This window comes from Streptomyces aurantiacus JA 4570 (genome assembly GCF_000414115.1).
GTDB lineage: Bacteria > Actinomycetota > Actinomycetes > Streptomycetales > Streptomycetaceae > Streptomyces > Streptomyces aurantiacus_A.
The window spans coordinates 1-26,639 of record NZ_AOPZ01000240.1 but is presented as its reverse complement, the minus strand read 5'-3'; the positions used below and the strand labels follow the sequence as shown (position 1 = coordinate 26,639).

General features: G+C 71.8%; 22 protein-coding genes and 2 pseudogenes. 12 read left to right on the top strand and 12 right to left on the bottom strand.

Features of this window, described 5'->3' with window-relative positions:
- Positions 1 to 127: 127 nt before the first annotated feature.
- Positions 128 to 1,483, bottom strand: a complete 1,356-nt coding sequence (gene bagB, locus STRAU_RS22920; RefSeq protein WP_016642764.1) for an ATPase BagB — start codon at positions 1,481 to 1,483, stop codon at positions 128 to 130.
- Entirely contained in the window at positions 1,480 to 2,460 is a 981-nt protein-coding gene (locus STRAU_RS22915; protein WP_016642763.1) for an ATPase BagA, read from the bottom strand. The genes bagB and STRAU_RS22915 overlap by 4 nt, the downstream gene beginning before the upstream one ends.
- Positions 2,461 to 2,589: 129 nt before the next feature.
- Here STRAU_RS22915 and STRAU_RS41610 point away from each other — a divergent pair, with 129 nt between their 5' ends.
- From STRAU_RS41610 to STRAU_RS22900, 4 genes are all read left to right on the top strand, one after another.
- Positions 2,590 to 2,751 (top strand): Sp36 family protein, encoded by a 162-nt coding sequence (locus tag STRAU_RS41610; protein ID WP_003975360.1) that lies wholly within the window; start codon positions 2,590 to 2,592, stop codon positions 2,749 to 2,751.
- A complete protein-coding gene (locus STRAU_RS22910) occupies positions 2,748 to 3,218 on the top strand; it encodes a RidA family protein (RefSeq protein WP_016642762.1) in 471 nt (156 codons plus the stop codon). The genes STRAU_RS41610 and STRAU_RS22910 overlap by 4 nt, the downstream gene beginning before the upstream one ends.
- A 139-nt stretch (positions 3,219 to 3,357) precedes the next feature.
- Positions 3,358 to 4,272, top strand: coding sequence for an NUDIX hydrolase (locus STRAU_RS22905; RefSeq protein WP_037661247.1), 915 nt, complete (start codon positions 3,358 to 3,360; stop codon positions 4,270 to 4,272).
- Positions 4,273 to 4,339: 67 nt separating this feature from the next.
- Complete coding sequence (locus tag STRAU_RS22900) at positions 4,340 to 5,170, top strand: MBL fold metallo-hydrolase (RefSeq protein ID WP_016642760.1); 831 nt, start codon at positions 4,340 to 4,342, stop codon at positions 5,168 to 5,170.
- On the opposite strand, the gene STRAU_RS22895 is transcribed toward STRAU_RS22900, so the two are convergent.
- Complete coding sequence (locus STRAU_RS22895) at positions 5,167 to 6,027, bottom strand: nucleotidyltransferase domain-containing protein (RefSeq protein ID WP_016642759.1); 861 nt, start codon at positions 6,025 to 6,027, stop codon at positions 5,167 to 5,169. The two genes, STRAU_RS22900 and STRAU_RS22895, sit on opposite strands and share 4 nt — an antisense overlap.
- Before the next feature lie 157 nt (positions 6,028 to 6,184).
- Positions 6,185 to 6,859 carry a Crp/Fnr family transcriptional regulator gene (locus tag STRAU_RS22890; RefSeq protein ID WP_016642758.1) on the bottom strand — a complete coding sequence of 225 codons (675 nt, stop codon included), beginning with the start codon at positions 6,857 to 6,859 and terminating at the stop codon, positions 6,185 to 6,187.
- A 410-nt stretch (positions 6,860 to 7,269) separates the two neighbouring features.
- Here STRAU_RS22890 and nth point away from each other — a divergent pair, with 410 nt between their 5' ends.
- The 3 genes from nth to STRAU_RS22875 all read left to right on the top strand — a co-directional run bounded on the left by nth (position 7,270) and on the right by STRAU_RS22875 (position 10,709).
- Positions 7,270 to 8,256 (top strand): endonuclease III, encoded by a 987-nt coding sequence (gene nth, locus STRAU_RS22885; protein WP_078621414.1) that lies wholly within the window; start codon positions 7,270 to 7,272, stop codon positions 8,254 to 8,256.
- 409 nt (positions 8,257 to 8,665) lie between these two features.
- Positions 8,666 to 9,325 carry an NUDIX hydrolase gene (locus STRAU_RS22880; RefSeq protein WP_037661267.1) on the top strand — a complete coding sequence of 220 codons (660 nt, stop codon included), beginning with the start codon at positions 8,666 to 8,668 and terminating at the stop codon, positions 9,323 to 9,325.
- A gap of 181 nt (positions 9,326 to 9,506) precedes the next feature.
- Positions 9,507 to 10,709 carry a MarP family serine protease gene (locus STRAU_RS22875; RefSeq protein ID WP_016642754.1) on the top strand — a complete coding sequence of 401 codons (1,203 nt, stop codon included), beginning with the start codon at positions 9,507 to 9,509 and terminating at the stop codon, positions 10,707 to 10,709.
- A gap of 33 nt (positions 10,710 to 10,742) precedes the next feature.
- Here the strand turns inward: STRAU_RS22875 and STRAU_RS22870 are convergent, their stop codons facing one another.
- The 6 genes and pseudogenes from STRAU_RS22870 to STRAU_RS22845 all read right to left on the bottom strand — a co-directional run bounded on the left by STRAU_RS22870 (position 10,743) and on the right by STRAU_RS22845 (position 18,716).
- The gene (locus STRAU_RS22870) at positions 10,743 to 10,949 is read right to left on the bottom strand and encodes a hypothetical protein (protein ID WP_016642753.1); all 207 of its coding nucleotides are present in this window, start codon (positions 10,947 to 10,949) and stop codon (positions 10,743 to 10,745) included.
- Between the two features lie 163 nt (positions 10,950 to 11,112).
- Positions 11,113 to 12,090 (bottom strand): alpha/beta fold hydrolase, encoded by a 978-nt coding sequence (locus STRAU_RS22865; RefSeq protein ID WP_078621412.1) that lies wholly within the window; start codon positions 12,088 to 12,090, stop codon positions 11,113 to 11,115.
- Positions 12,087 to 12,584 (bottom strand): phage holin family protein, encoded by a 498-nt coding sequence (locus tag STRAU_RS22860; protein ID WP_016642751.1) that lies wholly within the window; start codon positions 12,582 to 12,584, stop codon positions 12,087 to 12,089. The genes STRAU_RS22865 and STRAU_RS22860 overlap by 4 nt, the downstream gene beginning before the upstream one ends.
- A 67-nt stretch (positions 12,585 to 12,651) precedes the next feature.
- A pseudogene (gene nhaA, locus STRAU_RS22855) lies at positions 12,652 to 14,074 on the bottom strand (Na+/H+ antiporter NhaA).
- Positions 14,075 to 14,311: 237 nt separating this feature from the next.
- The gene (gene acs / locus STRAU_RS22850) at positions 14,312 to 16,309 is read right to left on the bottom strand and encodes an acetate--CoA ligase (RefSeq protein ID WP_016642748.1); all 1,998 of its coding nucleotides are present in this window, start codon (positions 16,307 to 16,309) and stop codon (positions 14,312 to 14,314) included.
- 49 nt (positions 16,310 to 16,358) lie between these two features.
- Positions 16,359 to 18,716 carry a SulP family inorganic anion transporter gene (locus STRAU_RS22845; RefSeq protein ID WP_037661244.1) on the bottom strand — a complete coding sequence of 786 codons (2,358 nt, stop codon included), beginning with the start codon at positions 18,714 to 18,716 and terminating at the stop codon, positions 16,359 to 16,361.
- 361 nt (positions 18,717 to 19,077) lie between these two features.
- On the opposite strand from STRAU_RS22845, the gene STRAU_RS22840 reads away from it, so the two are divergent.
- The gene (locus STRAU_RS22840) at positions 19,078 to 20,304 is read left to right on the top strand and encodes a polysaccharide deacetylase family protein (RefSeq protein ID WP_016642746.1); all 1,227 of its coding nucleotides are present in this window, start codon (positions 19,078 to 19,080) and stop codon (positions 20,302 to 20,304) included.
- On the opposite strand, the gene STRAU_RS22835 is transcribed toward STRAU_RS22840, so the two are convergent.
- Entirely contained in the window at positions 20,305 to 21,288 is a 984-nt protein-coding gene (locus STRAU_RS22835; RefSeq protein ID WP_037661261.1) for an ATP-binding protein, read from the bottom strand. It abuts the gene before it with no gap.
- 122 nt (positions 21,289 to 21,410) lie between these two features.
- Here STRAU_RS22835 and STRAU_RS22830 point away from each other — a divergent pair, with 122 nt between their 5' ends.
- Complete coding sequence (locus STRAU_RS22830) at positions 21,411 to 22,226, top strand: Fic family protein (RefSeq protein WP_037661240.1); 816 nt, start codon at positions 21,411 to 21,413, stop codon at positions 22,224 to 22,226.
- Between the two features lie 421 nt (positions 22,227 to 22,647).
- On the opposite strand, the gene STRAU_RS22825 is transcribed toward STRAU_RS22830, so the two are convergent.
- Complete coding sequence (locus STRAU_RS22825) at positions 22,648 to 23,472, bottom strand: HAD family hydrolase (protein WP_016642743.1); 825 nt, start codon at positions 23,470 to 23,472, stop codon at positions 22,648 to 22,650.
- A gap of 522 nt (positions 23,473 to 23,994) precedes the next feature.
- Between STRAU_RS22825 and ssd the strand changes: the two genes are divergently transcribed.
- The 3 genes and pseudogenes from ssd to STRAU_RS22810 all read left to right on the top strand — a co-directional run.
- Positions 23,995 to 25,113, top strand: a complete 1,119-nt coding sequence (ssd, locus tag STRAU_RS22820; protein WP_037661238.1) for a septum site-determining protein Ssd — start codon at positions 23,995 to 23,997, stop codon at positions 25,111 to 25,113.
- Positions 25,110 to 26,279 (top strand): TadA family conjugal transfer-associated ATPase, encoded by a 1,170-nt coding sequence (locus tag STRAU_RS22815; protein WP_016642740.1) that lies wholly within the window; start codon positions 25,110 to 25,112, stop codon positions 26,277 to 26,279. The genes ssd and STRAU_RS22815 overlap by 4 nt, the downstream gene beginning before the upstream one ends.
- A 5-nt stretch (positions 26,280 to 26,284) precedes the next feature.
- Positions 26,285 to 26,639: pseudogene (locus tag STRAU_RS22810) on the top strand (type II secretion system F family protein); the annotation flags it as partial.

Below are 26,639 nucleotides of genomic sequence, written 5' to 3'. Positions count from 1 at the left end.
CCCCACGCCGTGGTGTGACGCGGGCTGATCCCACGTCACGTACCACCAGCAGCACCAAGCATCGCCTACCACCGGCCCCCAGAGGTGCCGCCGAACCCGGGCGGCACCAGGGCCGCCGGGGGTGGGATCACGCCCGACCGCCGTCGCTCGTCTGCGCGAGCCGGTCGCCGATGGCGCGCAGGCCGTCCAGGTCGTGCACATCGCCCGGCAGCGCGGCCACCTCGGCCACGGCCACTTCCGGGTGCAGCGCGGTGAAGCGGTCCCGCGTGTGCCGCTCGCGGGCGAGCAGGCGCATGCGCTCCGCGTGCAGCCGCAGCAGCCCTGCGGTGAGCTGCTCCACGGACGCGCCGGAATCGGTGTCTTCGGTTGGAAGGGAACTGCCGGAAGCCTCAGGGGAGTTGGGAGCCTCGGACTCTGAGGAGTTACGTCCTCCTACCTTCCCGCCCTCCTGATCCACAATGCCGGACGCGTCAAGATTTTCCCCGGCGGGCTCCGCGGCCGCCCCGGCCTCGGCGTCTTCGGCGTCTTCGGCGGGCTCCTCGTTCCGCTCCTCCAGGCTCTCCGCCGCCGCGAGCGCCCGCTCCGCCGACAGACCGGCCGCACCGCTCCCGTGCACCCGGTTCAGGACCAGACCGGCCAGCGGCATGTCGTCCGCCGCGAGCCGCTCCACGAAGTACGCCGCCTCCCGCAGCGCGTCCCGCTCCGGCGACGCCACCACCAGGAACGCCGTCCCCGGCGCCTGCAGCAGCCGGTACGTCGCGTCCGCGCGCTTGCGGAAGCCGCCGAACATGGTGTCCATCGCGGCGACGAAGGTCTGTACGTCCCGCAGCAACTGGCCCCCGAGCAGCTTGCCCAGAGCGCCCGTCATCATCGACATCCCGACGTTCAGGAACTTCATGCCGGCCCGGCCGCCCACCTTCGCCGGGGCCATGAGCAGCCGGATCAGCTTCCCGTCGAGGAACGACCCGAGCCGCTTGGGCGCGTCCAGGAAGTCGAGCGCGCTGCGCGACGGCGGCGTGTCGACGATGATCAGGTCCCACTCGTCGCGGGAGCGCAGCTGCCCCAGCTTCTCCATCGCCATGTACTCCTGCGTGCCCGCGAAGCCCGCCGAAAGCGACTGGTAGAAGGGGTTGGAGAGGATCGCCCTGGCCCGGTCCTCGTCCGCGTGCGCCTCGACGATCTCGTCGAAGGTGCGCTTCATGTCCAGCATCATGGCGTGCAGTTCGCCGCCGCCATGGACGTCCTTCACCCGCCGCGGCACGTTGTCCAGCGAGTCGATCCCCATGGACTGGGCCAGCCTGCGGGCCGGGTCGATCGTCAACACGACGACAGTGCGGCCCCGTTCGGCGGCGCGCAGGCCGAGCGCGGCCGCCGTGGTCGTCTTGCCGACGCCACCGGAGCCGCAGCACACCACGATGCGGGTCTTCGGGTCGTCGAGCAGAGCGTCGACGTCGAGCGGGTCACGTGCCGGATCGACGCTCATGAGTTCCTCACTCCCTGCTCACGCAGCTCCGCCGCGAGCTCGTACAGGCCCCCCAGGTCGAGCCCGTCGGCCAGCAGGGGCAGTTCGTGCAGGGGCAGGCCGTGCTCCGCGAGGACGGCCCGCTGGGCGCCCTCCAGGGCGTACCGCTCGGCGTACTCGGCGGCCTGGGCGAGCAGTGGGTCGACGAGCCGTCCCCCGGCGCCCCGGGCCCCGCCGAGGCCCGCGGCCGCCAGGGTCTTGGCGATGGCCGTACGCGGCGTCCGCTCCAGGCCGAGCTCCAGCTCGGCCTCGTCGAGCAGCGCCGGGCGCACCATGTTCACGATGACGCGGCCCACCGGCAGCTGCGCGGCGCGCAGCTCGGTGATGCCGTCGACCGTCTCCTGGACCGGCATCTCCTCCAGGAGGGTCACCAAGTGCACGCTCGTCTCGGGGGACTTGAGCACCCGCATGACGGCCTGCGCCTGATTGTGTATCGGGCCGATCTTCGCGAGCCCGGCCACCTCGTCGTTCACATTGAGGAAGCGGGTGATGCGGCCGGTCGGCGGGGCGTCCATGATCACGCAGTCGTACGCGAAGCGCCCCCGCTTGTCCTTGCGGCGCACGGCCTCGCATGCCTTGCCGGTCAGGAGTACGTCACGCAGGCCCGGCGCGATGGTCGTGGCGAAGTCGACGGCGCCGAGCTTCTTCAGGGCGCGGCCCGCGCTGCCCAGTTTGTAGAACATCTGGAGGTAGTCCAGAAGGGCCAGTTCGGGGTCGATGGCGAGGGCGTACACCTCCCCGCCCCCCGGAGCGACGGCGATCTTCCGCTCCTCGTAGGGCAGCGCTTCTGTCTCGAAGAGCTGCGCGATGCCCTGTCTGCCCTCGACCTCGACGAGGAGGGCGCGTTTGCCCTCGGTCGCGAGGGCGAGCGCGAGGGCCGCGGCGACCGTGGTCTTGCCGGTACCGCCCTTGCCGCTGACGACCTGGAGCCTGCTCACGTCTTCGAGCCTAACCAGTCGCCCGGCGGGCTACGCATGAGCCTGCCCATGGGGCCGGTTCCGGGCCGGTTCCGGGGCCGCTTCCGGGCTCCGCGCGAGGTGGTGGCCGGCAGGCATTACAGTCGCCGTATGACCAAGTGGGAATACGCAACCGTGCCGCTGCTCGTCCACGCCACGAAGCAGATCCTGGACACCTGGGGCGAGGACGGCTGGGAGCTCGTCCAGGTCGTGCCCGGGCCGAACAACCCCGAGCAGCTCGTGGCCTACCTGAAGCGGGAGAAGCAGGCATGAGCGGCGTGGTCGAGGCGCGCATCGCCGAACTCGGTCTGACCCTGCCCGCGGTCGTCCCGCCGCTCGCGGCGTACCGGCCCGCGATCCAGTCGGGTGTGTACGTGTACACGGCCGGCCAGCTCCCCATGGTGGACGGCAAGCTGCCGGTCACCGGCAAGGTCGGCGCGGAGGTCACGCCCGAGGAGGCCAAGGAGCTCGCCCGCACCTGCGCGCTGAACGCCCTCGCGGCGGTCAAGTCCGTCGCCGGTGAGCTCGACCGCATCGCGCGCGTCGTGAAGGTCACCGGCTTCGTCGCCTCGGCCCCCGACTTCACGGCCCAGCCCACCGTCATCAACGGCGCCAGCGAACTCCTCGGCGAGGTCCTCGGCGACAAGGGTGTCCACGCCCGCAGCGCGGTCGGCGTGGCGGTGCTTCCGCTGGACGCACCGGTGGAGGTCGAGGTCCAGGTGGAGCTGCTGCCTTCGTAGTTCTCGGGTGTTCTCGGGTGTTCTCGGGTGTTTTCTCGGGTGTTCTCGGGTGTTCTCGGGTGTTCTTCGGCGTCCTGGGTTAAGTGCATCCACCAAGGAAACCCTCGAACATCCGCACCACACCGGATAGCCTCCGCCCATGGCAAATGGGCAGTGGTACCCACCGGAGTGGCCCGACCGCATCCGTGCCCTCGCGGCAGGCGAGCTGACGCCTGCCCCGCCCCGCCAGGCGGCCACGGTCATGCTCCTGCGCGACACCGGGGCCACCGCGACCAGCGGCGACGCCGGGGCGCACGGCAGGGACACCGGGGCGGGCCCCGAAGTGCACATGCTCCGCAGAAGCGCGTCGATGGCCTTCGCCGGCGGTGCCTACGCGTACCCCGGCGGCGGCGTCGACCCCCGCGACGACGACCGCCACATCCGCTGGGCAGGACCGTCCCGCACGGACTGGGCGGCCCGTCTGGGCCTGGACGAGGCGGCCGCCCAGGCCATGGTGTGCGCGGCCGTCCGCGAGACGTACGAAGAAGCGGGCGTCCTGCTCGCGGGCGCGACCCCGGACACCGTCGTCGGCGACACCACCGGCGACGACTGGGAGGCGGACCGCGCGGCCCTGGTGGCCCGCGACCTCTCCTTCGCCGAGTTCCTGGACCGCCGCGGCCTGGTCCTGCGCAGCGACCTCCTGGGCGCCTGGGCGCGCTGGATCACCCCGGAGTTCGAGCCGCGCCGCTACGACACGTTCTTCTTCGTCGCCGCCCTGCCGCCCGGCCAGCGCACCCGCAACGCCTCCACGGAGGCCGACCGCACCGTCTGGATCAGCCCCGCGCGCGCGGCCGAGCGCTACGACCGCGGCGAACTCCTGATGATGCCGCCCACCATCGCCACGCTCCGCCAGCTCACCGCCTGCGCGACGGCCGCCGACGCCCTCGCCGCCGCCGCGTCCCGCGACCTGGCCCCCGTCCTGGCCCAAGCCCACCTGGAGGACGGCGAGTTGATCCTGACCTGGCCGGGCCACGACGAGTTCACGAAGCGCATCCCGACGGGCGGCGCGGCATGAGGGCGAGCCCGGCTTCGTACGCGTACTCGGCCCGCCCATCCTCAGACCCGACGGGAGTCACCCCCGCATGACCGAAGCAGCCGCCCTCCCCGGCCAGCCGCGCGGCGGCGTACTCAGCGGCCCCGCCACCGACCGCGCCGTCAACGTCCTCGCGCCCAACCCGTCCGCGATGACCCTGGACGGCACCAACACCTGGATCGTCGCCGAACCGGGCTCCGATCTCGCGGTCGTCATCGACCCGGGGCCGCTCGACGAGACCCACCTCGCCCGCGTGATCGCGACGGCGGAGGAGGCCGGGCACCGCGTCGGGCTCACCCTGCTCACGCACGGCCACCCCGACCACTCCGAGGGCGCCGCCCGCTTCGCGGAGCTCACCGGCTCCAAGGTGCGTGCCCTCGACCCGGCGCTGCGCCTCGGCGACGAGGGCCTCGCGGCGGGCGACGTGATCACGACGGGCGGCCTGGAGCTGCGCGTCGTACCGACGCCCGGACACACCGCCGACTCCCTCTGCTTCCACCTGCCCGCCGACCGCGCGGTGCTGACCGGCGACACGATCCTCGGCCGCGGCACCACGGTCGTCGCGCACCCCGACGGCCGCCTCGGCGACTACCTGGACTCGCTGCGCCGCCTGCGCTCCCTGACGGTCGACGACGGCGTGCACACGGTCCTTCCGGGCCACGGCCCGGTCCTGGAGGACGCCCAGGGCGCGGTCGAGTTCTACCTGGCGCACCGGGCGCACCGCCTCGCCCAGGTGGAGACGGCGGTCGAGAACGGGTACGCGGCGCCGGCCGACGTGGTGGCGCACGTGTACGCGGACGTGGACCGGTCGCTGTGGCCGGCGGCGGAACTCTCGGTACGGGCGCAGCTGGACTATCTGCGGGAGCACGGGCTGGTCTAGGGCGTGTCCGATGGGACCTCGGCGCTCGCGTTCGGCCGCGGTGCCTTGATGCCGTGCGCCGCGGCGTACTCCTCGGCGAGCCAGGGCCCGATCACGTCGGTGTACTCCCGCAGGGCCGCCCGCAACGTGTCCGCGTCGGCGTCGATGGCCTGTTCGTACGCCATGACGGCCGCCGCGCGCATCCGCTCGGCCCACTGCGGGTAGTACGCGCCGAACGCCTCCGCCATCTCGGTGAGGTCGCTGGTCCAGCCGCCCCAGCGCGGCATGACGAGGGTGAAGCCGGTGCGGACGAGGTGGCGCGCGGCTCGGCGGACGAGGGCGCGCAACTCCTCGGTGTCGGCGGCCGCGGCGGCCCGGGCGCGCCAGCGCGGCAGGAACAGCGCCAGATCGCCGTTGGTCTCGCGGGCGAGGAGGCTGTCGGGCCGGTAGCGGGGCAGGAATTCGGCCAGGTCCTCGCCGAGCAGCGGGGTGCAGAGGCAGGCGACGAACCAGCCGAGGTCGTACGTCTCCAGCTCGCTCAGGGTCTGGGCGCGGCTCGCCAGCAGGATGCCCACGCCGTCGACCGCGGGGAACTCCTTGTCGACGGCCGCCGCGACGGCGTCCGCGTCGGCGCGGTCCGCCGGGGTCGGCTCGTCGCGCAGGACGAGCAGCAGGTCGAGGTCGGAGCGGCCCACGCGCGCGGTGCCGCGGGGCACGGAGCCGTACAGGTACGCGCTGTCGAGGCGCTTGCCGAAGACCTCGGCGACGCGGTCGCGCGCGGCGGCGACGGCGGGCCGGAAGGCGTCCCGCACCCGCCCCAGCGAGCCTTCACGCTCGATGTAGCCCTGACTGTCCAGTCCGCGACCGACGGTGCCCATGGGGCCCACTGTGCAGCGTGACGCGGCGCGGGGCACGCACTTCTGCCCGGAAGCGGGCTTGTGGCGCGGGGCCGCCCCTGACTCCAGGGGCGGCCCCGACCGCGTACGGAGCCACGGCCCCGTACAGAAGCAGCGTCAGCCGCGTACAGAAGCAGCGTCAGCGCGAGCGCTTGGCGAGGCGCTCCACGTCGAGCAGGATCACCGCGCGGGCCTCCAGGCGCAGCCAGCCGCGGCCGGCGAAGTCCGCCAGGGCCTTGTTGACCGTCTCGCGGGAGGCGCCGACCAGCTGGGCCAGCTCCTCCTGGGTGAGGTCGTGCACCACGTGGATGCCCTCTTCGGACTGCACGCCGAAGCGGCGCGACAGGTCGAGCAGGGCGCGGGCCACGCGGCCGGGGACGTCGGAGAACACGAGGTCCGACATCTGGTCGTTGGTCTTGCGCAGGCGCCGGGCGACGGCGCGCAGCAGGGCGGCGGCCACCTCCGGGCGGGCGTTCAGCCAGGGCTGGAGGTCGCCGTGGCCGAGGCCGAGCAGCTTGACCTCGGTGAGGGCGGAGGCCGTGGCCGTGCGCGGGCCCGGGTCGAAGAGCGACAGCTCGCCGATGAGCTCGCCGGGGCCCAGCACCGCGAGCATGTTCTCGCGGCCGTCCGGGGACGTGCGGTGCAGCTTCACCTTGCCTTCGGTGACCACATACAGGCGGTCTCCGGGGTCACCCTCATGGAAAAGTGCGTCTCCGCGCGCGAGCGTCACCTCACTCATGGAGGCGCGGAGCTCCGCGGCCTGCTCGTCATCGAGCGCCGCGAAGAGCGGGGCGCGCCGCAGAACGTCGTCCACGAGTTCTCTCCTTGTCGACCTGCATCAGGGGACCGTGCCCCCAGTTTGCCGGACGGTTCAAACAGTGTGATCAGTCACTCAAGTCTGCCGCACTTGTGACGGAGGCAATGCGGAAGGGGGCCAATTGGGGGCCGATCCGGGGGACCGGCGGCGGATACGGACGTCCGGACGTGGGTCGGACATCTGCTCCCAGGCCCGTGAGAGCACAGGCTACGGCGACGGCGGTCCCGGTTGTCCTGGAGAATTCTGCTGTGGGCGAACACGTTTACGTTACCTCGAGGAACCGGACAAAACGGTCGTTGTGCGGGGTGTGAACGGGGGGCGCGTGTCCGTCTTCGTGAAGGTCAACATCGCGATGACAACTGCGCATCTCCGCCGTCCGTGTCAGTGGCGGCCCGTACGCTGGCGCCATGGCGAAACGAGGTGTGCCGGAGGGGTCCGGGGGCGCGGGTCCCGCGAAATCTGCGGGCTCGGCCCCCGCGAAACGGGCGGGCTCGGCTCCTGCGAAATCTGCGGGCGCTGCTCCTGCGAAAGGGTCGGCTGCCGCCAAGAAGGCCGCTGCCAAGAAAGCCGCCTCCAAGGAGGCGGGTGCCGCTTCGGGTGCCGCTCCCCTCAAGAAGCCCAAACCCCCGCAATCCCGGACGGCCCTCGTGCGGCAGGCCCGGCGGATCAACCGCGAACTCGCCGAGGTGTATCCGTACGCCCATCCGGAGCTGGACTTCGAGAACCCCTTCCAGCTCCTGATCGCCACCGTCCTCTCGGCCCAGACGACGGACCTGCGGGTGAACCAGACCACCCCCGCCCTCTTCGCCAAGTACCCCATGCCGGAGGACCTGGCCGCGGCCAACCCCGAAGAGGTCGAGGAGCTGATCCGCCCGACCGGCTTCTTCCGCGCCAAGACCAAGTCGATCATGGGCCTCTCGGCAGCCCTGCGCGACGACTTCGGCGGCGAGGTGCCCGGCCGCATCGAGGACCTCGTCAAGCTGCCGGGCGTGGGCCGCAAGACCGCCTTCGTCGTCCTCGGTAACGCTTTCGGAGTCCCCGGCATCACCGTCGACACCCACTTCGGCCGCCTGGTGCGCCGCTGGAAGTGGACGGAGGAGACGGACCCGGACAAGGTCGAGGCCGCCGTCGGCGCGCTCTTCCCGAAGAGCGAGTGGACGATGCTCTCGCACCGCGTGATCTTCCACGGCCGCCGCATCTGCCACTCCCGCAAGCCCGCCTGCGGCGCCTGCCCCATCGCCCCCCTCTGCCCGTCGTACGGGGAGGGTGAGACGGACCCCGAAAAGGCCAAGAAGCTCCTGAAGTACGAGATGGGGGGCCTGCCCGGCCAGCGGCTCAAGCCCCCGCCGGACTACCCGGGCAAGCCGGCGCCACCGCTGGGCGCCGCCGGGTGAGCCGGGGGCCGGGCGCGGGGTGCGGCGGGGGCGCCGGACCGTCCACGGGGTGGAGGGTGCCGAGTGAGGAACCATCCGCGGGGCAGACGGCGTTGTGCAGAGACGGACGGGGGTGCCGATGACGCACGCGAGTGACACGCACACAGGCGAAACCGATACGCCCACGGGCGAAACCGACACACCCACGGGCGACGACACGCACACAGGCGATACGGACATGAGCGACGGCCACGGCCACGAGCGCGCCCCCGCGCGTCCGGACGACGCGCGACCCACGTCCGCGCGCCCCGACGACCCGTCGTCCGGCTCCGCGCACCCCAGCGACCCGTCGTCCGGCCCCCCGCACCCCAACGGCCACGAACCCGCCCCCGCCCTCCGCGGTGACCACCGCGCCCTCACCGCCCGGGGGCTGCTCAGCGCCGAGGGGCTGCCCGAGTGGCTGACCCCGGTGGTGCGGGCCGTCGAGACCGTCCGTCCCGACCAGCTCAGCCGGTTCCTGCCGCCGGAGAGCGGCGCGGGCCGCCAGTCCGCCGTCCTGATCCTCTTCGGCGAGGGGGAGCGCGGCCCCGAGCTGCTGCTCATGGAGCGGGCGAGCTCGCTGCGCTCGCACGCGGGCCAGCCGTCGTTCCCCGGCGGCTCCCTCGACCCGGAGGACGGCGACCCGCGCGTGGAGGGCCCATTGCGGGCCGCGCTGCGCGAGGCCGAGGAGGAGACCGGCCTCGACCCGAGCGGCGTCCAGCTCTTCGGCGTGCTGCCGAGCCTGTTCATCCCGGTGAGCGATTTCGTGGTGACGCCCGTGCTCGGCTGGTGGCGCGCGCCGAGCCCCGTCGGCGTGGTCGACCCGGCCGAGACGGCCCGCGTCTTCACGGTGCCCGTGGCCGATCTCACGGACCCGGCGAACCGCGCGACGGCGGTCCACCCGCGCGGGCACAGCGGCGCGGCGTTCCTCGTCAAGTCCGCCCTGGTCTGGGGTTTCACGGCCGGCCTCATCGACAGACTGCTGCACTACGCCGGCTGGGAGCGCCCCTGGGACCGGGACCGGCAGGTCCCACTCGACTGGGGCTCATGACAAGGTTGCGGGGACCGCGGCCGACGAGGCCCGGGCCGGGGCGTACGACCGATGGGGCGGACGCGGCGACGGAGAAGGCGAAGACCGTGAAGCACAGCGACCGCGGAGCGCGGCGGCCGTGCGTCACGGCGACCACGAGGCGAGGCGAGGCGGGGACTGATGCGAGGCGAGGACTGAATCCGTGAACCTGCTGGACATCCTGCTGCTGCTCGCCGCCGTGTGGTTCGCGATCGTCGGCTACCGCCAGGGTTTCGTCGTCGGCATCCTCTCCGTGATCGGCTTCCTCGGCGGCGGCCTCGTCGCCGTGTATCTGCTGCCGGTGATCTGGGACGCCCTGACCGACAAGGGCGACAAGGTCAGCACCACCGCCGCCGTCATCGCCGTGGTCGTCGTGATCGTCTGCGCCTCCGTCGGCCAGGCATTCACCACCCACCTGGGCAACAAACTCCGCCGGTACATCACCTGGCAGCCCGCCAGAGCCCTGGACGCCACGGGCGGCGCGCTGGTCAACGTCGTCGCCATGCTGCTCGTGGCCTGGCTGATCGGCTCCCTCCTCGCGGGCACCACGCTGCCGACACTGGGCAAGGAGGTCCGCAACTCCAAGGTGCTGCTGGGCGTCGACCGCGCTCTGCCCGGCCAGGCCGACACCTGGTTCACGGACTTCTCCTCGGTCCTCGCGCGCAACGGCTTCCCGCAGGTCTTCAGCCCGTTCTCGGACGAGCCCATCAAGGACGTCCAGCCGCCGGACCCCAAGCTCGCCGGCAGCAAGGTCGCCGCCACCGCGAAGCGCTCCATCGTGAAGGTCAGCGGTGACGCGCATAGCTGCGGCAAGGCCCTCGAAGGCACCGGCTTCGTGTTCGCCCCGCGCCGCGTGATGACCAACGCGCATGTGGTCGGCGGCGTCGACGAGCCCAAGGTGCAGATAGGCGGCGAGGCCGAGAAGTACGACGCCAAGGTCGTGCTCTACGACTGGAAGCGCGACATCGCCGTACTCGACGTACCGACCCTGCGCGCCCCCGCGCTGCAGTTCACGCCCACGGACGCGGAGAGCGGCAACAGCGCGATCGTGGCGGGCTTCCCCGAGGACGGCCCCTACGACGTACGCTCCGCGCGCGTGCGCGGCCGCATCACGGCCAACGGCCCGGACATCTACCACCGGGGCACGGTCCGCCGCGATGTGTACTCGCTGTACGCCACGGTACGCCAGGGCAACTCCGGCGGCCCGCTGCTCACCCCGGACGGCAAGGTCTACGGCGTGGTGTTCGCCAAGTCGCTCGACGACCCGGACACCGGGTACGCGCTGACCGCGGACGAGGTGCGTGAGGACATCGAGCGCGGCCGCACCGCCAACCAGGAGGTCGACAGCCAGGGGTGCGCGCTGTAGCGAGCGCTGTGGAGAGCCGCGGGAGGGCGCGGGTCAGTCGCGGGTGTGCCGCAGCCGGGCGGACATCCAGCGGGCCCTGCGGCGCAGGATGCGGGGGATGCCGATGGCCCCGGCGGAGGCCGCGTCCGCTGCGTCTCCGGAGTGCCCCGGATCGTGCGGGCCGCCCCTCTCGTGGCTGTTCACCACGGTGGCCGTCCGGCGCTTGCGTGCTACGTCACTGTAGTCGTGCGTCCAGCCCATACCCGGACGTGTGCCCGTGCCTCAAGGTCGGTAACCGCGCCCAAGGGCCCCAATTGGCCTATGCGGCAGGCAATTGGCGTTCGTAGGACAGTAGTTCCTCGCGGGGGCGGCGGTAGTCCCTCGAAGAGGGGACGGAAGTTCCCCGCAGCGGGGACGAACTGCCCTACCGGTCCGGCTCGGGGTCCTTGAGCCAAGCCACCAGTTCGTTGGAGAACGCCACCGGGTCCTCCTCGTGCGGGAAGTGCCCGAGCCCGTCGAACAGCCGCCAGCGGTAAGGGGCTTCGACGTACTCGCCGGAGCCTGCCGCGCTGCGGGTGCGCAGGACCGGGTCGAGGGAGCCGTGCAGGTGCAGCGTCGGCACCCGCACCGGCCGCTTCATGCGCCGGTTGAACTGGATCCCGTCGGGCCGCGCGAGGGACCGCACCATCCAGCGGTAGGGCTCGATCGCGCAGTGCGCCGTCGAGGGGATGCACATGGCGCGGCGGTACGTGTCCACGGCCTCGTCGTCCGGAAGGCGCGGACCCGACCAGTCCCGCACCAGCCGCCCCACAAGCGCCCCGTCGTCCGCGACGAGCTGCCGCTCGGGCAGCCACGGCCGCTGGAAGCCCCACACGTACGACCCGGCCGCCGTCTGCTTGCGGTCCCGCAGCATCGCCGCGCGCCAGCGCCGCGGGTGCGGCATCGAGGAGACGGCGAGGCGGCGCACCAGCTTGGGCCGCATCACGGCGGCCGTCCACGCCAGGTAGCCGCCCAGGTCGTGTCCGACGAGCGCGGCGTCGGGCTCGCCGAGGGAACGTACGACACCCGTGATGTCGAGGGCGAGGTTCGCCGGGTCGTAGCCGCGCGGTGTGCGGTCGCTGCCGCCGACCCCCCGCAGATCCATCGCCACGGCGCGGAACCCCGCGTCGGCGAGCGCGACGAGCTGGTGCCGCCACGCCCACCAGAACTGCGGGAAACCGTGCAGGAGCAGCACCAGCGGGCCTTCGCCGAGCTCCGCGATGTGGAAGCGGGCGCCGTTGGCGGCGACGTCCCGGTGCGTCCAGGGGCCCTCGATCCGTACGGTCGCGGGGGACACGGGGGCTCCGGCGAACGAAGGGAACGCTGCCGTGGACTTGGCCGGGGGTGGGACTTGCTCCGTCATGAAGACGAGCGTGCCACAACGCCCGCCCGCTCACCGGACTCCAGCTCGAGAGCACCCGCGGGGGCCACCCGGCGCGGGTGCGGCTTGGCGTGCGCCAGGACGGCGGCGGTCTCCTTGGCGGCGGCCGCGGCCTTCTGCGGGCCCTTGCCCTTCGCGGCCTTCTTCGCGAAGATCACGCCGATCAGCGCGAGCAGCCCGGCCACCAGGACGTTCGCGGCGAAGGACAGCACGAAGCAGATCGCCAGGTTCCAGCCGCTCCAGGTGCGGATGCCGTACGCCAGGGCGAAGCTCAGCATCGGCAGCGAGAAGATGAGGACGGCGATCGCCGCGATGAACGCGGCGCTGCCGATCGCACCGCGCTTGACGTCCTGCGTCAGCTGGGCCTTGACCAGCGCGATCTCATCGTGCACCAGCTCCGACATCTCTTTGCTCGCCGCGGAGACGAGCTGGCCGAGGCTGCGTTCGGTGCCGACGGGACCGTCGGGTGCGCTCATCGCTTGCTCCTCATTTCTCTGACTGACTGTCGCTGTTTCTCTGACTGACTGTCGCTGACTGGTCAGATCATGCCGGACCGTCGCCCCTGTCGCTCGATCCGGCCGACAGTTCAGCAAGTCTGCGGTGCTCGGCGGCCTTCTTCTCGTAGATCTCCGCCATCCGCAGGTGGTAATCGGGTTTGTCCTGCTCGTAGACGTCCGGGATGCCGTCCAGGTCGTCGTCGCGCTCCTCGTCCTCCCACAGCTTGCGGTACTTGACGTTGCGTACCTTCAGCAGGATTCCCGAGAGGACGGCCGCTATCAGCGAGCCGATCAGCACGGCTGCCTTGATCTCGTCGGTGAGCAACGGGTCCTCGCTGAAGGCGAGTTCGCCGATGAGCAGGGAGACGGTGAAGCCGATGCCGGCGAGCGAGGCGACCGCGAACACGTCCGGCCAGGCCAGGTCGTCGTTCAGCTCCGCCTTGGTGAAGCGGGCGGCGAGCCAGGTGCCGCCGAAGATGCCGACGGCCTTGCCGACGACGAGGCCGAGCACCACGCCGAGGGTCTCCGGCTTGGTGAAGACATCGCCGAGCGCCCCGCCGGAGACGGCGACACCGGCGCTGAGCAGCGCGAACAGCGGCACGGCGAGCCCCGCGGAGAGGGGACGTACCAGATGCTCGATGTGCTCACCGGGGGAGTGCGGCTCGCCCTCCTCCTTGTGGCAGCGCAGCATCAGGCCCATGGCGACACCGGCGATGGTGGCGTGGACGCCGCTGTTGTACATCAGGCCCCAGATGGCCAGGGCCAGCGGAACGTAGATGTACCAGCCGCGTACTCCCTTGCGGAGCAGCAGCCAGAAGACCGCGAGGCCGAGGACCGCGCCGCCGCGCGAGGCCGAGGACCGCGCCGCCGAGCGCCGCGAAGTTCAGGTCGTTGGTGAAGAAGATCGCGATGATCATGATCGCGAAGAGGTCGTCGACGACGGCGAGCGTCAGCAGGAAGGCGCGCAGCGCGGACGGGAGCGAGGTGCCGATGACCGCGAGGACCGCGAGCGCGAAGGCGATGTCGGTCGCGGTCGGCACGGCCCAGCCGTCCGTCGAGCCGCCGCCGACGGTGTTCACCAGCGTGTAGACGAGCGCGGGTACGGCCATGCCGCAGAGCGCGGCGATCACGGGCAGCGCGGCGGCCTTGGGGTCACGCAGATCGCCGGCGACGAGTTCTCGCTTGAGCTCGATGCCGGCGACGAAGAAGAAGATCGCGAGCAGGCCGTCGGCCGCCCAGTGCTGGAGGGACAGGTCGAGGCCGAGCGAGCCCGGCCCGATGTGGAAGTCCCTGACGCTCTCGTAGCTCTCCTTGATCGGGGTGTTCGCCCAGATCAGGGCCGCGATGGCGGCGACGAGGAGCAGGACGCCGCCGACGGTCTCGGTCCGCAGCGCCTCCGCGACGAAATTGCGCTCGGGCAGGGAGAGGCGTCCGAGAACTTTGCGGTTGCTGCTGGTGGGCGCGGCCACGAGAGTCGACCTCCGTCGGGTAGGCAGGGCTGAGCACATGCCGACCAGACTTCCCGGCGCACCTAGGTGTTTCTTGTCGCGTTGTTGACGTTGATCCTTAGCTTACCTAACCGTGCGCCTGGACTTATCCGGCGAAATTCACTTTAAGCACAAAAGAGGCACCCGGCGCGGGTGGCGCGGGGTGCCTCTCGGGGGGGGGGGGGGGGGGGGGGGGGGGGGGGGCGGCGCCCCAAGGGCTCAGTCCTCGCTGGCGGCAGCCGGAAGCTTGGACTGGATCAGGTCCATCACGGACGAGTCCGTGAGTGTGGTCACGTCACCGAGCTGGCGGTTCTCGGCCACGTCCCGCAGGAGCCGCCGCATGATCTTCCCGGAGCGCGTCTTCGGCAGCTCGGCCACCGGCAGGATCCGCTGGGGCTTGGCGATCGGTCCGAGCGTCGTCCCCACGTGGGCGCGCAGCTCGCCGACCAGGTCGGCGGTCTCCGACGCCGTGCCCCGCAGGATCACGAAGGCGACGATGGCCTGCCCGGTGGTCTCGTCGGCGGCACCGACGACCGCGGCCTCGGCGACGGACGGGTGCGACACGAGCGCCGACTCGACCTCCGTGGTCGAGATGTTGTGCCCGGAGACGAGCATGACGTCGTCCACCCGGCCGAGCAGCCAGATGTCCCCGTCCTCGTCCTTCTTCGCGCCGTCACCCGCGAAGTACTTGCCCTCGAAGCGGGACCAGTACGTGTCGATGAACCGCTGGTCGTCGCCCCAGATCGTGCGCAGCATGGACGGCCACGGCTCGGTCAGCACCAGATAGCCACCGCCGCCGTCCGGCACCTCGTTCGCCTCGTCGTCCACGACCGTCGCCGCGATCCCGGGCAGCGCGCGCTGCGCGGAGCCGGGCTTCGTCTCGGTCACGCCGGGCAGCGGCGAGATCATCATCGCGCCGGTCTCGGTCTGCCACCAGGTGTCCACGATCGGGCACTTGTCGGCGCCGATGTGCTTGCGATACCACATCCACGCCTCGGGGTTGATCGGCTCGCCGACCGAGCCCAGGACGCGCAGCGAGGACAGGTCGAACTTCGCGGGGATGTCGTCGCCCCACTTCATGAACGTACGAATCGCCGTCGGCGCCGTGTACAGGACCGTGACGCCGTACTTCTGCACGATCTCCCAGAACCGGCCTTGGTGCGGGGTGTCCGGCGTGCCCTCGTAGATCACCTGGGTCGCGCCGTTCGACAGCGGTCCGTACGTGATGTACGAGTGGCCGGTGACCCAGCCGATGTCGGCCGTGCACCAGTAGACGTCGGTCTCCGGCTTGAGGTCGAAGACCGCGTGGTGGGTGTACGACGCCTGCGCCAGATAGCCGCCGGAGGTGTGCAGGATGCCCTTCGGCTTCCCCGTCGTCCCCGAGGTGTAGAGGATGAACAGCGGCTGCTCGGCCTCGAACGCCTCGGGCGTGTGCTCCGCGGACTGCTGGCCGACGACGTCGTGCCACCACAGGTCGCGGCCCTCGGTCCAGGCCACCTCCTGCTTGGTGCGCTGGACGACGAGCACCTTCTCGACACCCTGTACGCGGCCGACGGCCTCGTCGACCGCGGGCTTGAGCGCGGACGGCTTGCCCCGGCGGTAGCCGCCGTCGGCGGTGATGACGAGCTTGGCGTCGGCGTCCTGGATGCGCGTGGCGATCGCGTCGGCGGAGAACCCGCCGAAGACCACCGAGTGCGCGGCGCCGATGCGGGCGCACGCCAGCATCGCCACGACCGCCTCGGGGATCATCGGCAGATAGACGGCGACCCGGTCGCCCGCGGTGATCCCCAGCTCGGTCAGGGCGTTGGCCGCGCGGCTGACCTCGTCCTTGAGCTCGGCGTAGGTGATGGCCCGGCTGTCGCCGGGCTCACCCTCGAAGTGGATGGCCACCCGGTCGCCGTTACCGGCCTCGACGTGGCGGTCCACGCAGTTGTACGCCACGTTGAGCTTGCCGTCGGCGAACCACTTCGCGAACGGCGGGTTCGACCAGTCGAGCGTCTCGGTCGGTTCGGTGGCCCAGGTCAGCCGGCGGGCCTGCTCGGCCCAGAAGCCGAGCCTGTCAGCCTTGGCCTGCTCGTACGCCTCCGCCGTGACATTGGCGTGCGCCGCCAGCTCGGCGGGTGGCGCGAACCTGCGCTCCTCACGAAGCAGGTTGGCCAGGCTTTCGTTGCTCACGACATCTCCCTTTCCCAGGGTGTCCGTTGTGTCCCAGGCCACAGCTCATCAGACACCCGGCCCCGGTGACAAGGGCTTGCCGGAAATTGGTTTAGACCTCTACCGAGCGGGTGGGGGTGACCTGGCTGAACACCTCGTCAGGTGCCTGCCCAGCCAGTGCCGTCCCACCCCCGTCCGCACCCCCTTCCGCGCTCTCGGCCAGCAGATATGCCTGTGCCTCGCCCACGTGGAAGTACATCCCGTGCAGCTCCAGGGAGCCCTCGGCGAGCCGCCGCGCGACCGCCTCGTGGGCCCGCAGGTGCTCCAACTGCTGCACGACGTTGGTGAGGCAGAGCTGCTCGACGGCGTCGGCGGGGGGACGGCCGGCGATGCGGGGCCAGGGCTTGGGGCCCGCGGCCATCCGCTGCAGGCTGGGCAGCCCGTGCCGCAGCCACCGCTTGAGGGGCGTCGACGCCCCGGTCGGCGGCGAATTGAGCAGCGCCTGCATGGCCCCGCAGCCCGAATGCCCGCACACGGTGATGGACTTGACCTGCAGTACGTCCACCGCGTACTCGATCGCCGCCGCCACCGAGTCGTCGCTCTCGGCGCCGGGCAGCGGCACCAGATTGCCCACGTTGCGCACGACGAACAGGTCGCCCGGGCCGCTGGCCGTGATCATCGACGTGACGACGCGGGAGTCCGCGCAGGTCAGGAAGAGCTGCACGGGCTGCTGGCCCTCGCGCGCGAGCCGGGCCAGCTCGCCGCGCACGCGCGGCGCGGTGTGCTGCTGGAACGCGCTGATGCCCTTGGCCAGTTGGTGCGGCTCGCGGCCGTCGCTCCGGGGGGCCTCCTGAGGGGTGTCGCACTGGTGGTTGCGCCAGGGCGTCCAGGGACGGCAGCCGCAGTGCGCCGTGGCCGCAGGCTCGGTGATGCGCTGTCCGCCACGGCCGGTGACCTCGGCGCTGCCCCCTTGCGCGGCATGCGCGTCCAGCCAGCTGTTCAGCGTCTCGTACGCCGCGTGGTCCATGAAGGAGCCGTCCAGCTCCACGACCGCGTGCGCCCGCTGGGGGATGTGGTGCAGGCAGCGGCTCAGCCGGGGCACCGCCAGGAACGTCAACTGCCCGCGCACATGGACGTGGTGGACGCCCTCCGAGTCCTCCTCGCAGGTGATCCGGGTGCGGGCGAGGCGGTGCAGGGCGACGGCCACGGCGACGGCGACGCCGATGGCCACGCCTTCCAGGACCCCGAACAGGGAGACGCCGAGGGTGGTGACGACGTACACCAGGATTTCGCGGTGGCGTGTGACGCTGCGGATGTGGTTGAGGCTGACCATCTGGATGCCGATGGCCATGACCAGCGCGGCGAGCGCGGCCAGCGGGATCAGTTCGAGGACGGGCACGAGCAGCAGGGCGGCTACTACTACCCAAACGCCGTGCAGCATCGTGGAGTTCCGGCTGACGGCGCCGGCGCGGACGTTCGCCACGCTGCGGACCGCGACCCCGGCGATCGGCAGCCCGCCGAGCGCCCCGGACACGATGTTCGCGGCGCCCTGGCCGCGCAGCTCACGGTCGAGGTCGGAGCGGCCGACGCCCGGCGCGGAATCCGGACGGGCGACCGTGAGCTTGTCGATGGCGACGGCGCCCAGCAGCGACTGCACGCCGCACACCAGCGTGACGGTGAGCACGGCCGCGACGAGCCCGAGCACGGGCCCCTCGGGCAGGCCCACGAGGGCGTGGCTGCGCCATGAGGGCAACTCGACCTTGTCCAGGCGCAGGTGGGCGAAGCCGGCGAGCGCGGTGGCCACGGTCACCGCGACCAGGGGCGCGGGGACGGTCCGGGCCACCCGCCCGGCCCACCCGGGAAGCCGTGGCCACAGGACCAGGGCGAGCAGCGTCAGGAGGCTGATCGACAGCGCGGCCGGGTGCAGGTCGGCCAACTGGGCGGGCAGCGCGCCGAGGTTGGCGGTCACGGAGCTCTGCGGTGTGCCGCCGAGCACGATGTGCAGTTGGGCGACGGCGATGGTGACGCCGATGCCGGCGAGCATGCCGTGGACGACGGCCGGACTGACGGCGAGCGCGGTGCGCGCCACGCGCAGGCAGCCGAGGCCGACTTGGGCGAGCCCGGCCAGGACGGTGATGGCGCAGGTCGTCCGCCATCCGTACCGCTGGATGAGGTCGGCGGTGACGACCGTGAGGCCGGCGGCGGGGCCGCTGACCTGGAGCGGGGCGCCGCCGAGGCGGCCTGCGACGAGTCCGCCGACGGCGGCGGCGACCAGGCCCGCCTGGAGCGGCGCGCCGGTGGCGAGGGCGATGCCGAGGGACAGCGGCAGGGCGATCAGGAAGACGGCGACGGATGCGGACACGTCGGCGCGGGCGATGCGGAATCTCTTGCGCGGTGGTGGCGCGTGCGGCTGCTGGGCGCGTGGGCCGTGAGCCGAGTCGGTGTCGCTGGTGGGGACGCAAGCAGTCATGTTTCCCGTCTCCTCCGGGGCAGCGCGGTCGCGGAACAAGGGGTCCTCCGATGGGCATCGGAGGGCGGGTCGCGGCCGTGGGTCACGGCGTTGCAGCGGCGGGATGTATCAACGCTCGGTAAACGAATCGTAATGCTGAGTAAAGCCCGTGTCATGACCTTCCCGGCAAATGGTGCAAGTGATCACCCCAAGGGGTGAATAAAAATGCTTAACGGCTTGTCGTGATACGCCCCCCGTGCCGCCATGCGAAGTTGCTGCCGTTCTGTCCCGACTTGCAACGGAAGAAGGTGGGCGGAAGATGGCCGCCAACCCAAGGACTGGGGCGGGGGCGCGGCGGACGACCGCGGGTCTCGCCGCACTCATGGTCTGCACGGCGGCCCTGGCCGGGTGTGCCGACGACTCACCGGGCGGCAAGGGGGGCGCGGGAGCGAAGAAGCCGGCCGGCGCTCCGGCGCCCAAGGCGGCGGTCCGCATGATCGGGGACGGCTCGACCGCGTTCACCGGTCAGCAGCCGCTGCTGCCCAGACCCGAGCGCCTCAGACCGGGCCAGAAACCCCCGCAGTTCGTGGTGTTCTCCTGGGACGGCGCGGGTGAGGACGGCCAGAAGCTGTTCTCCCACTTCCGCAAGGTCGCCAAGCGGAACAACGCCACGATGACGTACTTCCTCAGCGGCGTGTACCTGCTTCCCGAGGAGAAGCGCCGGCTCTACAAGCCGCCGCAGCACCTGGAGGGCAGCTCGGACATCGGCTTCAACGACCGCGAGGGAATCAAGGACACCGTGGACCAGCTCCGCGGCGCCTGGCTCGAGGGCAACGAGATCGGCACCCATTTCAACGGCCACTTCTGCGGCACGGGCCGGGGTGTCGGCGAGTGGTCGGTCGACGACTGGAAGAGCGAGATCAGTCAGGCCAAGTCCTTCGTGAAGGCTTGGAAGACCAACACGGGCCTCAAGAACGCCGCGCCGCTGCCCTTCGACTACGACCGGGAACTCATCGGCGCCCGCACTCCCTGCCTCGAAGGCCGCACCAACTTCATGCGCGCGGCCCGCGAGCTCGGCTTCCGTTACGACACCAGCGGCGTGAACAACCAGCTCTGGCCCAAGAAGAAGGAGGGCCTGTGGGACCTGTCGATGCAGCTCGTACCGGTCCCGGGCCGCGGCTTCGAGACGCTCACCATGGACTACAACTTCATGGTGAACCAGTCCGGTTCGACCTCCCAGGGCGACCCGGACAACCACGAGTACTGGGGCGACCAGATGCGTGACGGCCTGCTCCAGGGCTTCCGGCGCGCCTACAACGGCAACCGCGCCCCCCTGATCATCGGCAACCACTTCGAGTCGTGGAACGGCGGCACGTACATGCGCGCCATCGAGGAGACCGTCGAGCGCGTCTGCACCAAGCGCGAGGTGCGCTGTGTGTCCTTCCGGCAGCTCGCCGACTGGCTGGACGCGCAGGACCCGCAGGTCCTCGACAGGCTGACCCGGCTCGGTGTCGGCCAGGCACCGAAGGAGGGCTGGCGCCCCTACCTGTCCGCCAGGCCCGCCCCGGCGCCCAAGGGAGTCCCGGGCGCGGAGCCGGCCAAGCAGTGATCAGGCCGTAGCGGCAGCGGCGCACTCGCGCAGGACGAAGTCGGGGTCGACCTGGGCGGCCAGGTCGACCCCGGTCCGCTCGTTGCCCCAACTCTGCGCGTTCTTCAGGTGGAAGTGGACCATCTGGCGGGTGTAGCGCTCCCAGTCGCGGCTTTCGTACGTGGCGTCGGCAGCCGCCTGGAGCGTCTTCAGGGCGAGGTGGTTGCCCTCCTCCAGGAGCGCGAACCGGGGTGGACGGCCCTTCTCCATGGAGCGCACCCAGTCGGAGTGGCCGACGGTCACCAGGAGGTCGTCGCCGACCTGGTCGCGCAGGAAGTCGATGTCGTCCTGGCCCTGCACCTTGTTGCCCACGACCTTGAGGGCGACGCCGAAGTCGCGTGCGTATTCCTTGTACTGGCGATAGACGGAGACTCCCTTCCGTGTCGGCTCGGCGACGAGGAACGTCATGTCGAAGCGGGTGAACATCCCGGAGGCGAAGGAGTCCGAGCCCGCGGTCATGTCGACCACCGCGTACTCGTCGCGGCCGTCGACCAGGTGGTTCAGGAGCAGTTCGACCGCTCCTGTCTTGGAGTGGTAGCAGGCGACACCGAGGTCGGCTTCGGTGAACGGCCCGGTGACCATCAAACGCACGGCGCCGCCGTCGAGTTCCACGGCTCGCGCACACGTCTCGTACACCAAGTTGTCCTCGCAGACCCGCAGCAGTCGCGAGCCCGCGCCGGGCGGGGTCGTCTTGATCATCGAGTCGGCGCCGGCGATGCGCGGGTTGGTGCCGCGCAGATAGTCCTTGATCAGCGGCAGCCGCCCGCCCATCGCGGGCAGCTCGGCGGCCTGCTCCTCGTCGAGTCCGAGCGCGGCGCCCAGGTGCTGGTTGATGTCGGCGTCCACCGCGATGACCGGGGAGCCGGTGGCGGCGAGGTGTCGGATGAAGAGCGAGGACAGCGTGGTCTTGCCGCTGCCGCCCTTCCCCACGAAAGCGATCTTCATGTTCATGTAGCGTAGCCGCGCCCTCTTTCGCGGGGCGCCGTTCGGGAGAAGAGAGCGCCGGTTCGCGTGAAGAAGACCACTCCTTCGTGGCGTGTGTGCCGGTGGTGCGTAGGGTCGTACTCATGAGTACGAAAGCCGATCCGCTGATGGCCCTGGGCACCTTGCCCGGCGTCGCCGACTCCGTGGACTCCGTGCGCAAGGCCGTCGACCGGGTCTACGGCCACCGGATCATGCGGCGCCGCAGCACTGAGGTCACCGCCGAGGCGGCGCTGCGCGGTGCGCGTGGCTCCGCGGCGCTGTCCGGCGCCGAGTGGGCCCTGGAGGAGGTCCGCAGGCGCAGCGACTTCGGCGGCGAGGGCGACGCGCGTGTGATGGGTGCCGCGTTGCGGCTGACCGCCGAGGCGGGGCAGTTCCTGAGCATCTGGCGGCAGTCTCCGCTGCGGGTCCTGGCGCGCCTGCACCTGGTCGCCGCGGCCGAGGCCGACGAGGCCGCAGGGCGGCCGCGGCTCGCGGGCGAGCCGGTCGAAGAGCCCTTGATCGAGCTGGAGTTGCCGGACGCGCAGGAGGTGGCGGGGCGCCTCGAAGGGCTTGCGCAGCTCGTCATCGCGGGGAGCGCGGCGCCGGCCCTGGTGATGGCGGCCGTGGTGCACGGCGAATTGGCGGCCCTGCGCCCCTTCGGGTCGCACAACGGCCTGGTGGCGCGCGCGGCCGAGCGCGTCGTCCTGGTGGGCAGCGGTCTCGACCCGAAGTCCATCTGCCCGGCCGAGGCGGGCCACGCGGAGCTGGGGCGCGCGGCCTACGCGGGTGCCCTGGAGGGGTATGCCTCCGGCACGCCGGAGGGCATGGCCGCCTGGATCGCCCACTGCGGCAAGGCGGTTGAGCTGGGTGCCAGGGAGTCGACGGCGGTGTGCGAGGCGCTGCAGCGCGGCGCGGCGTGAGGGGTGCGGCCGGGCGCCGTACGGGGGTGCTCGGTCGACGGGAGAGGCCCTGAACAGGGTTGCGGCGGTACGAGAATTCGTACCGCCGCTGGCATGTTCACCGGGTTACCAAGCGTCCTCGAATATGTGCCCATCAGGTCGGGAACTTTGCCCGTCACCTGGTGCGGCTGGCCCGTAATCGACGGGTCGACGTCGCGTGGGTGCTCGATGGCCATGCTTCGGTCCGTGGGGCCAATCATGCGGTTGAAGGTAATCCTCTCGGATGTCCTTGGTCTCGCGGGCCGTTGACTCCTTTGTACTCCTGTCCTGGGGGAAGCGGAAGCCCTGGCTGTACTTCTTTACTTTTAGGTTCAAACAAGGGTGAATCGGGCGCGGGTTTCCGGCCGCCCCACGGGTGTCGCCGATCGTCGCGTCCCGGACGTCAGCCGGCCGCCGCCCGTCGGCGGCTGGCGAACCAGACGAGACCCGCGGTGGCCGCCGCGGCGCCGACCGCGGCGACCGCCACGAGCGCCGGACGGGGTGGCGCGGGCAGCCGCTGCTTGAGCCGCACGGGGCGGTGGAAGTCGAGAATCGGCCACCCGCGCGCGAGGGACTCGCGGCGCAGCGCCCGGTCCGGATTGACGGCATAGGGGTGGCCGACGGACTCCAGCATCGGCACGTCCGTGATCGAGTCGCTGTACGCGAAGCAGCGCTCCAGGTCGTACCCCTCCGACTCGGCGAGCTCCCGTACGGCCTCCGCCTTGGTGGGTCCGTACGCGTAGTACTCCACCTCGCCGGTGAAGCATCCGTCGTCGCCGACGACCATGCGCGTGGCCACCACGCGGTCCGCGCCCAGGAGTTCGCCGATCGGCTCGACCACCTCGGCGCCCGAGGTGGAGACGATGACGACGTCGCGGCCGGCGGTGTGGTGCTCCTCGATGAGGGAGGCCGCCTCGTCGTAGATGATGGGGTCGATCAGGTCGTGCAGCGTCTCCGCGACGATCTCCTTGACCTGCTGCACGTTCCAGCCGCGGCACAGCGAGGACAGGTAGGCGCGCATCCGCTCCATCTGGTCGTGGTCGGCGCCGCCGGCGAGGAACACGAACTGGGAGTAGGCGGTCCGCAGCACCGCCCTGCGGTTGATCAGCCCGCCTTGGTAGAACGACTTGCTGAACGTCAGAGTGCTCGACTTCGCAATGACCGTCTTGTCCAGGTCAAAGAACGCGGCTGTGCGAGGCAACGAGTGGTTTTCCACGAGCTTGAGCATAGGCGCCCACCATTCGGCGTAAGCTGAGGCGCGTGGGTTTGCCTGAGAAGGCTCTCGGGTACACCATGGAAGTCACGGATCGTTCGCGACCGTGCTAACCCGGTCTGGCTCCTCCCCCCCCGAGTCGGACCGAGGGGACGACCCCCGCTCTCCCCCCCGGCGGGGGTCGTCGCATGTCCGGGTGGGTTTTCGCTCCTCATTCCTGATCTTTTCTGATCGCTCGCGCCCTTCGTCTGCCCGAATGGTGCCGATGAGGCGTGCCCAAGATTCGTCACTGTGTGTAGCCGGAGGGCTGCGCTCTGGAAGTCGTTCGGGGCGTCACCGGTATGGGTGAAGGAGATATTCACAGGCAGCGCCTTCTCCACAGTTATTGACCAAGATCCACACGATTTCCGGGATCGCCGCACGCTTGATTCCGCTCGTGAAGTTCATGGCCGGATTCCATTGGCCGGTCTTCGCGTACGCGGATCGGGATGCGCACCTGCGCATTCGAAGGACTTGCAGCGAGAGGGGCCGGAGATCGTGGCTGGAGTCATTGCGTGCGACACGCCGCCGCCGTCCGAGGGACGCGCCGGCGGACCACTGATCGTCACGGAGGACGTGGACCTGCTGGACGACCTGCTGCGGCTGTGCGCCGCGGCGGGGGCGCGGCCGGAGGTGCACCACGGCGTGCCGGAGCGCGGCGGAGGATGGGAGTCCGCCCCGCTCGTCCTCGTCGGGGACGACGCGGCGGGCAGGGTGCGCGGGGCCGCACGGCGGCGCGGCATCGTGCTCGTGGGGCGGGACCAGGACGATTCGGGCGTCTGGCGGCGGGCCGTGGAGATCGGCGCGGACGACGTGCTGATGCTTCCCGACGGCGAGCAGTGGCTGGTGGACCGCATCGCCGACGTCGCCGAGGGCGTGGGGCGGCCCGCTCTCACCATCGGCGTCATCGGCGGCCGAGGCGGCGCCGGGGCTTCCACGCTGGCCTGCGCGCTGGCCGTGACGGCGGCGCGCGCCCAGCGGCGCACCATGCTGATCGACGCCGACCCGATGGGCGGCGGCCTTGACGTGCTGCTCGGCGGAGAGGCCGCCGAGGGACTGCGCTGGCCCGCCTTCGCACAGTCGCGCGGCCGGGTCGGCGGCGGCGCCCTGGAGGAATCCCTTCCGGCGCTGCACGACCTGCGCGTCCTGAGCTGGGACCGGGGTGACGCGCCGGCCATCGCGCCGGAGGCCGTGCGGGCCGTCCTCGCCGCCGCCCGCAGGCGCGGAGGCGTCGTGATCGTGGACTTGCCGCGCCGGGTCGACGAAGCGGTGGCGGAGGCGCTGACGCAGCTCGATCTCGGGCTGCTCGTGGTGCCGGCCGAGCTGCGCGCGGTCGCCGGGGCACGGCGGGTCGCGTCCGCCGTGAGCATGGTGCTGCGCGATCTGCGGATCGTGGCCACCCCCGGCCCCGGCTCACCGGGTGGCGACAGGCTGGACGCGGACGAGGTGGCCCGGCTGCTCGGGCTCCCGCTCGTCGGCGAACTGCCCTGGGAGCACGGCCTCCTGACGGCCCAGAGCGGTGGACGGCCGCCAGGCGGCTCGACGCGCGGGCCGCTCGCCCGCTTCTGCACCGCCTTCTGGGAGCGGCTTCCGGCCGAGGCCGGAGGGGGCGTATGAGCGCGGTCGTGGGCGCCCGGATGCTCGACGGAGTGCGGCAGTGGCTCGCGGCCAACGGCACGGAGCCCACCCCGGCACGCGTCGCCGAGGCGCTGCGGGCGCAGGGCCGGGTCCTGGGAGACACCGAAGTCCTCGGCGCGGCCGAGCAGTTGCGGTCGGAACTGGTGGGTGCGGGCCCGCTGGAGCCACTGCTCGCCGATCCGTCGGTGACCGACGTGCTGGTGTCCGCGCCGGACCGTGTGTGGGTGGACCGCGGCGGCGGCCTGGAACTCACGGGCGTCTCGTTCCGGGACGCGGCGGCCGTGCGGCGCCTCGCCCAGCGGCTCGCGGCCGTGGCCGGCCGGCGCCTGGACGACGCGCGGCCCTGGGCGGACGCCCGGCTGCCGGACGGCACCCGCCTGCACGCGGTGCTGCCCCCGGTCGCCGTCGGCTCCGCGTATCTGTCGCTGCGGGTCGTGCGGCCGCGTGCCTTCACGCTCGCGGAGCTGGTCGCGGCGGGCACGGTGCCGCCCGGCGGCGAGCGGGTGCTGCGCCGACTGCTCGACGCCCGCCTCTCGTACCTCATCAGCGGCGGCACGGGCAGCGGCAAGACGACGCTCCTGAGCACCCTGCTCGGCCTGGTCGGGCCCAGGGAGCGGATCGTCCTGGCCGAGGACTCCGCCGAGCTGCGCCCCGACCACCCGCACGTGGTGCGCCTGGAGGCCAGGCCCGCGAACCAGGAAGGCGTGGGCTTCGTCGGTCTCGACGACCTGGTGCGCCAGGCACTGCGGATGCGCCCCGACCGGCTGGTGGTCGGCGAGGTGCGCGGCGCCGAGGTGGTGCACCTGCTGGCCGCGCTGAACACGGGCCACGAGGGCGGCTGCGGCACGGTGCACGCGAACGCCGCCGCGGACGTGCCCGCCCGCCTGGAAGCGCTGGGCACGGCCGCCGGGCTCGACCGGGCGGCGCTGCACAGCCAGCTCGCGGCCGCCCTGTCGGTGGTGCTCCATCTCGACCGTGACCGGGCGGGGCGGCGCAGGATCGCCGAGGTGCAGGTGCTGGAGCGCGGCCCTTCCGGCCTGGTGACGACCGTGCCCGCGCTGCGCTGGGGCGAGCGGGGCTTCGTCCGGGAGCGTGGCTGGCCGCGGCTGAGCGCCCTGCTCGGGAGCGGGGGTGAGGAGACGTGAGCGGGATGACGGCGTGCGGCGCCGCCCTCTGCGCGGGCGGGTCGGTGTGGCTGCTCGGCGGGCGGGCGAGGTCCGCCCGGGGGCTGAGGCGGGCGCGGGCACTCCTCGCGGCCGACGGCACGGCGCGGACGCCCTGGTGGCAGCGGGTGCTCACGCGGGTGCGCGGGCGTGTGGGGCACGAGATCTGGCTCCTGGTGGCCGGGGCGGCCGTGGCGCTGCTGGCGGAGTCCTTCCTGCCACTCGTCGCGGGGGCGGTCGGCGTGCCCCTCGCGGGGCGGGTGCGACGGGCCCGCGAGGCGCGCCGTGAGCGGCTGCGGCGGGCCGACGCGGTCGTCGCGCTGTGCGGGGCGCTCGCCGGTG

Excerpts from the sequence above, each read along its gene's own strand:
- bagB (WP_016642764.1), bottom strand. The coding sequence starts at position 1,483 with ATGAGCGTCGATCCGGCACGTGACCCGCTCGACGTCGACGCTCTGCTC.
- STRAU_RS41610 (WP_003975360.1), top strand. The coding sequence starts at position 2,590 with ATGACCAAGTGGGAATACGCAACCGTGCCGCTGCTCGTCCACGCCACG.
- STRAU_RS22910 (WP_016642762.1), top strand. The coding sequence starts at position 2,748 with ATGAGCGGCGTGGTCGAGGCGCGCATCGCCGAACTCGGTCTGACCCTG.
- STRAU_RS22905 (WP_037661247.1), top strand. The coding sequence starts at position 3,358 with ATGGCAAATGGGCAGTGGTACCCACCGGAGTGGCCCGACCGCATCCGT.
- STRAU_RS22900 (WP_016642760.1), top strand. The coding sequence starts at position 4,340 with ATGACCGAAGCAGCCGCCCTCCCCGGCCAGCCGCGCGGCGGCGTACTC.
- STRAU_RS22895 (WP_016642759.1), bottom strand. The coding sequence starts at position 6,027 with ATGGGCACCGTCGGTCGCGGACTGGACAGTCAGGGCTACATCGAGCGT.
- nth (WP_078621414.1), top strand. The coding sequence starts at position 7,270 with ATGGCGAAACGAGGTGTGCCGGAGGGGTCCGGGGGCGCGGGTCCCGCG.
- STRAU_RS22870 (WP_016642753.1), bottom strand. The coding sequence starts at position 10,949 with ATGGGCTGGACGCACGACTACAGTGACGTAGCACGCAAGCGCCGGACG.
- STRAU_RS22865 (WP_078621412.1), bottom strand. The coding sequence starts at position 12,090 with ATGACGGAGCAAGTCCCACCCCCGGCCAAGTCCACGGCAGCGTTCCCT.
- STRAU_RS22860 (WP_016642751.1), bottom strand. The coding sequence starts at position 12,584 with ATGAGCGCACCCGACGGTCCCGTCGGCACCGAACGCAGCCTCGGCCAG.
- STRAU_RS22845 (WP_037661244.1), bottom strand. The coding sequence starts at position 18,716 with ATGACTGCTTGCGTCCCCACCAGCGACACCGACTCGGCTCACGGCCCA.
- STRAU_RS22840 (WP_016642746.1), top strand. The coding sequence starts at position 19,078 with ATGGTCTGCACGGCGGCCCTGGCCGGGTGTGCCGACGACTCACCGGGC.
- STRAU_RS22835 (WP_037661261.1), bottom strand. The coding sequence starts at position 21,288 with ATGAAGATCGCTTTCGTGGGGAAGGGCGGCAGCGGCAAGACCACGCTG.
- STRAU_RS22830 (WP_037661240.1), top strand. The coding sequence starts at position 21,411 with ATGAGTACGAAAGCCGATCCGCTGATGGCCCTGGGCACCTTGCCCGGC.
- STRAU_RS22825 (WP_016642743.1), bottom strand. The coding sequence starts at position 23,472 with ATGCTCAAGCTCGTGGAAAACCACTCGTTGCCTCGCACAGCCGCGTTC.
- STRAU_RS22815 (WP_016642740.1), top strand. The coding sequence starts at position 25,110 with ATGAGCGCGGTCGTGGGCGCCCGGATGCTCGACGGAGTGCGGCAGTGG.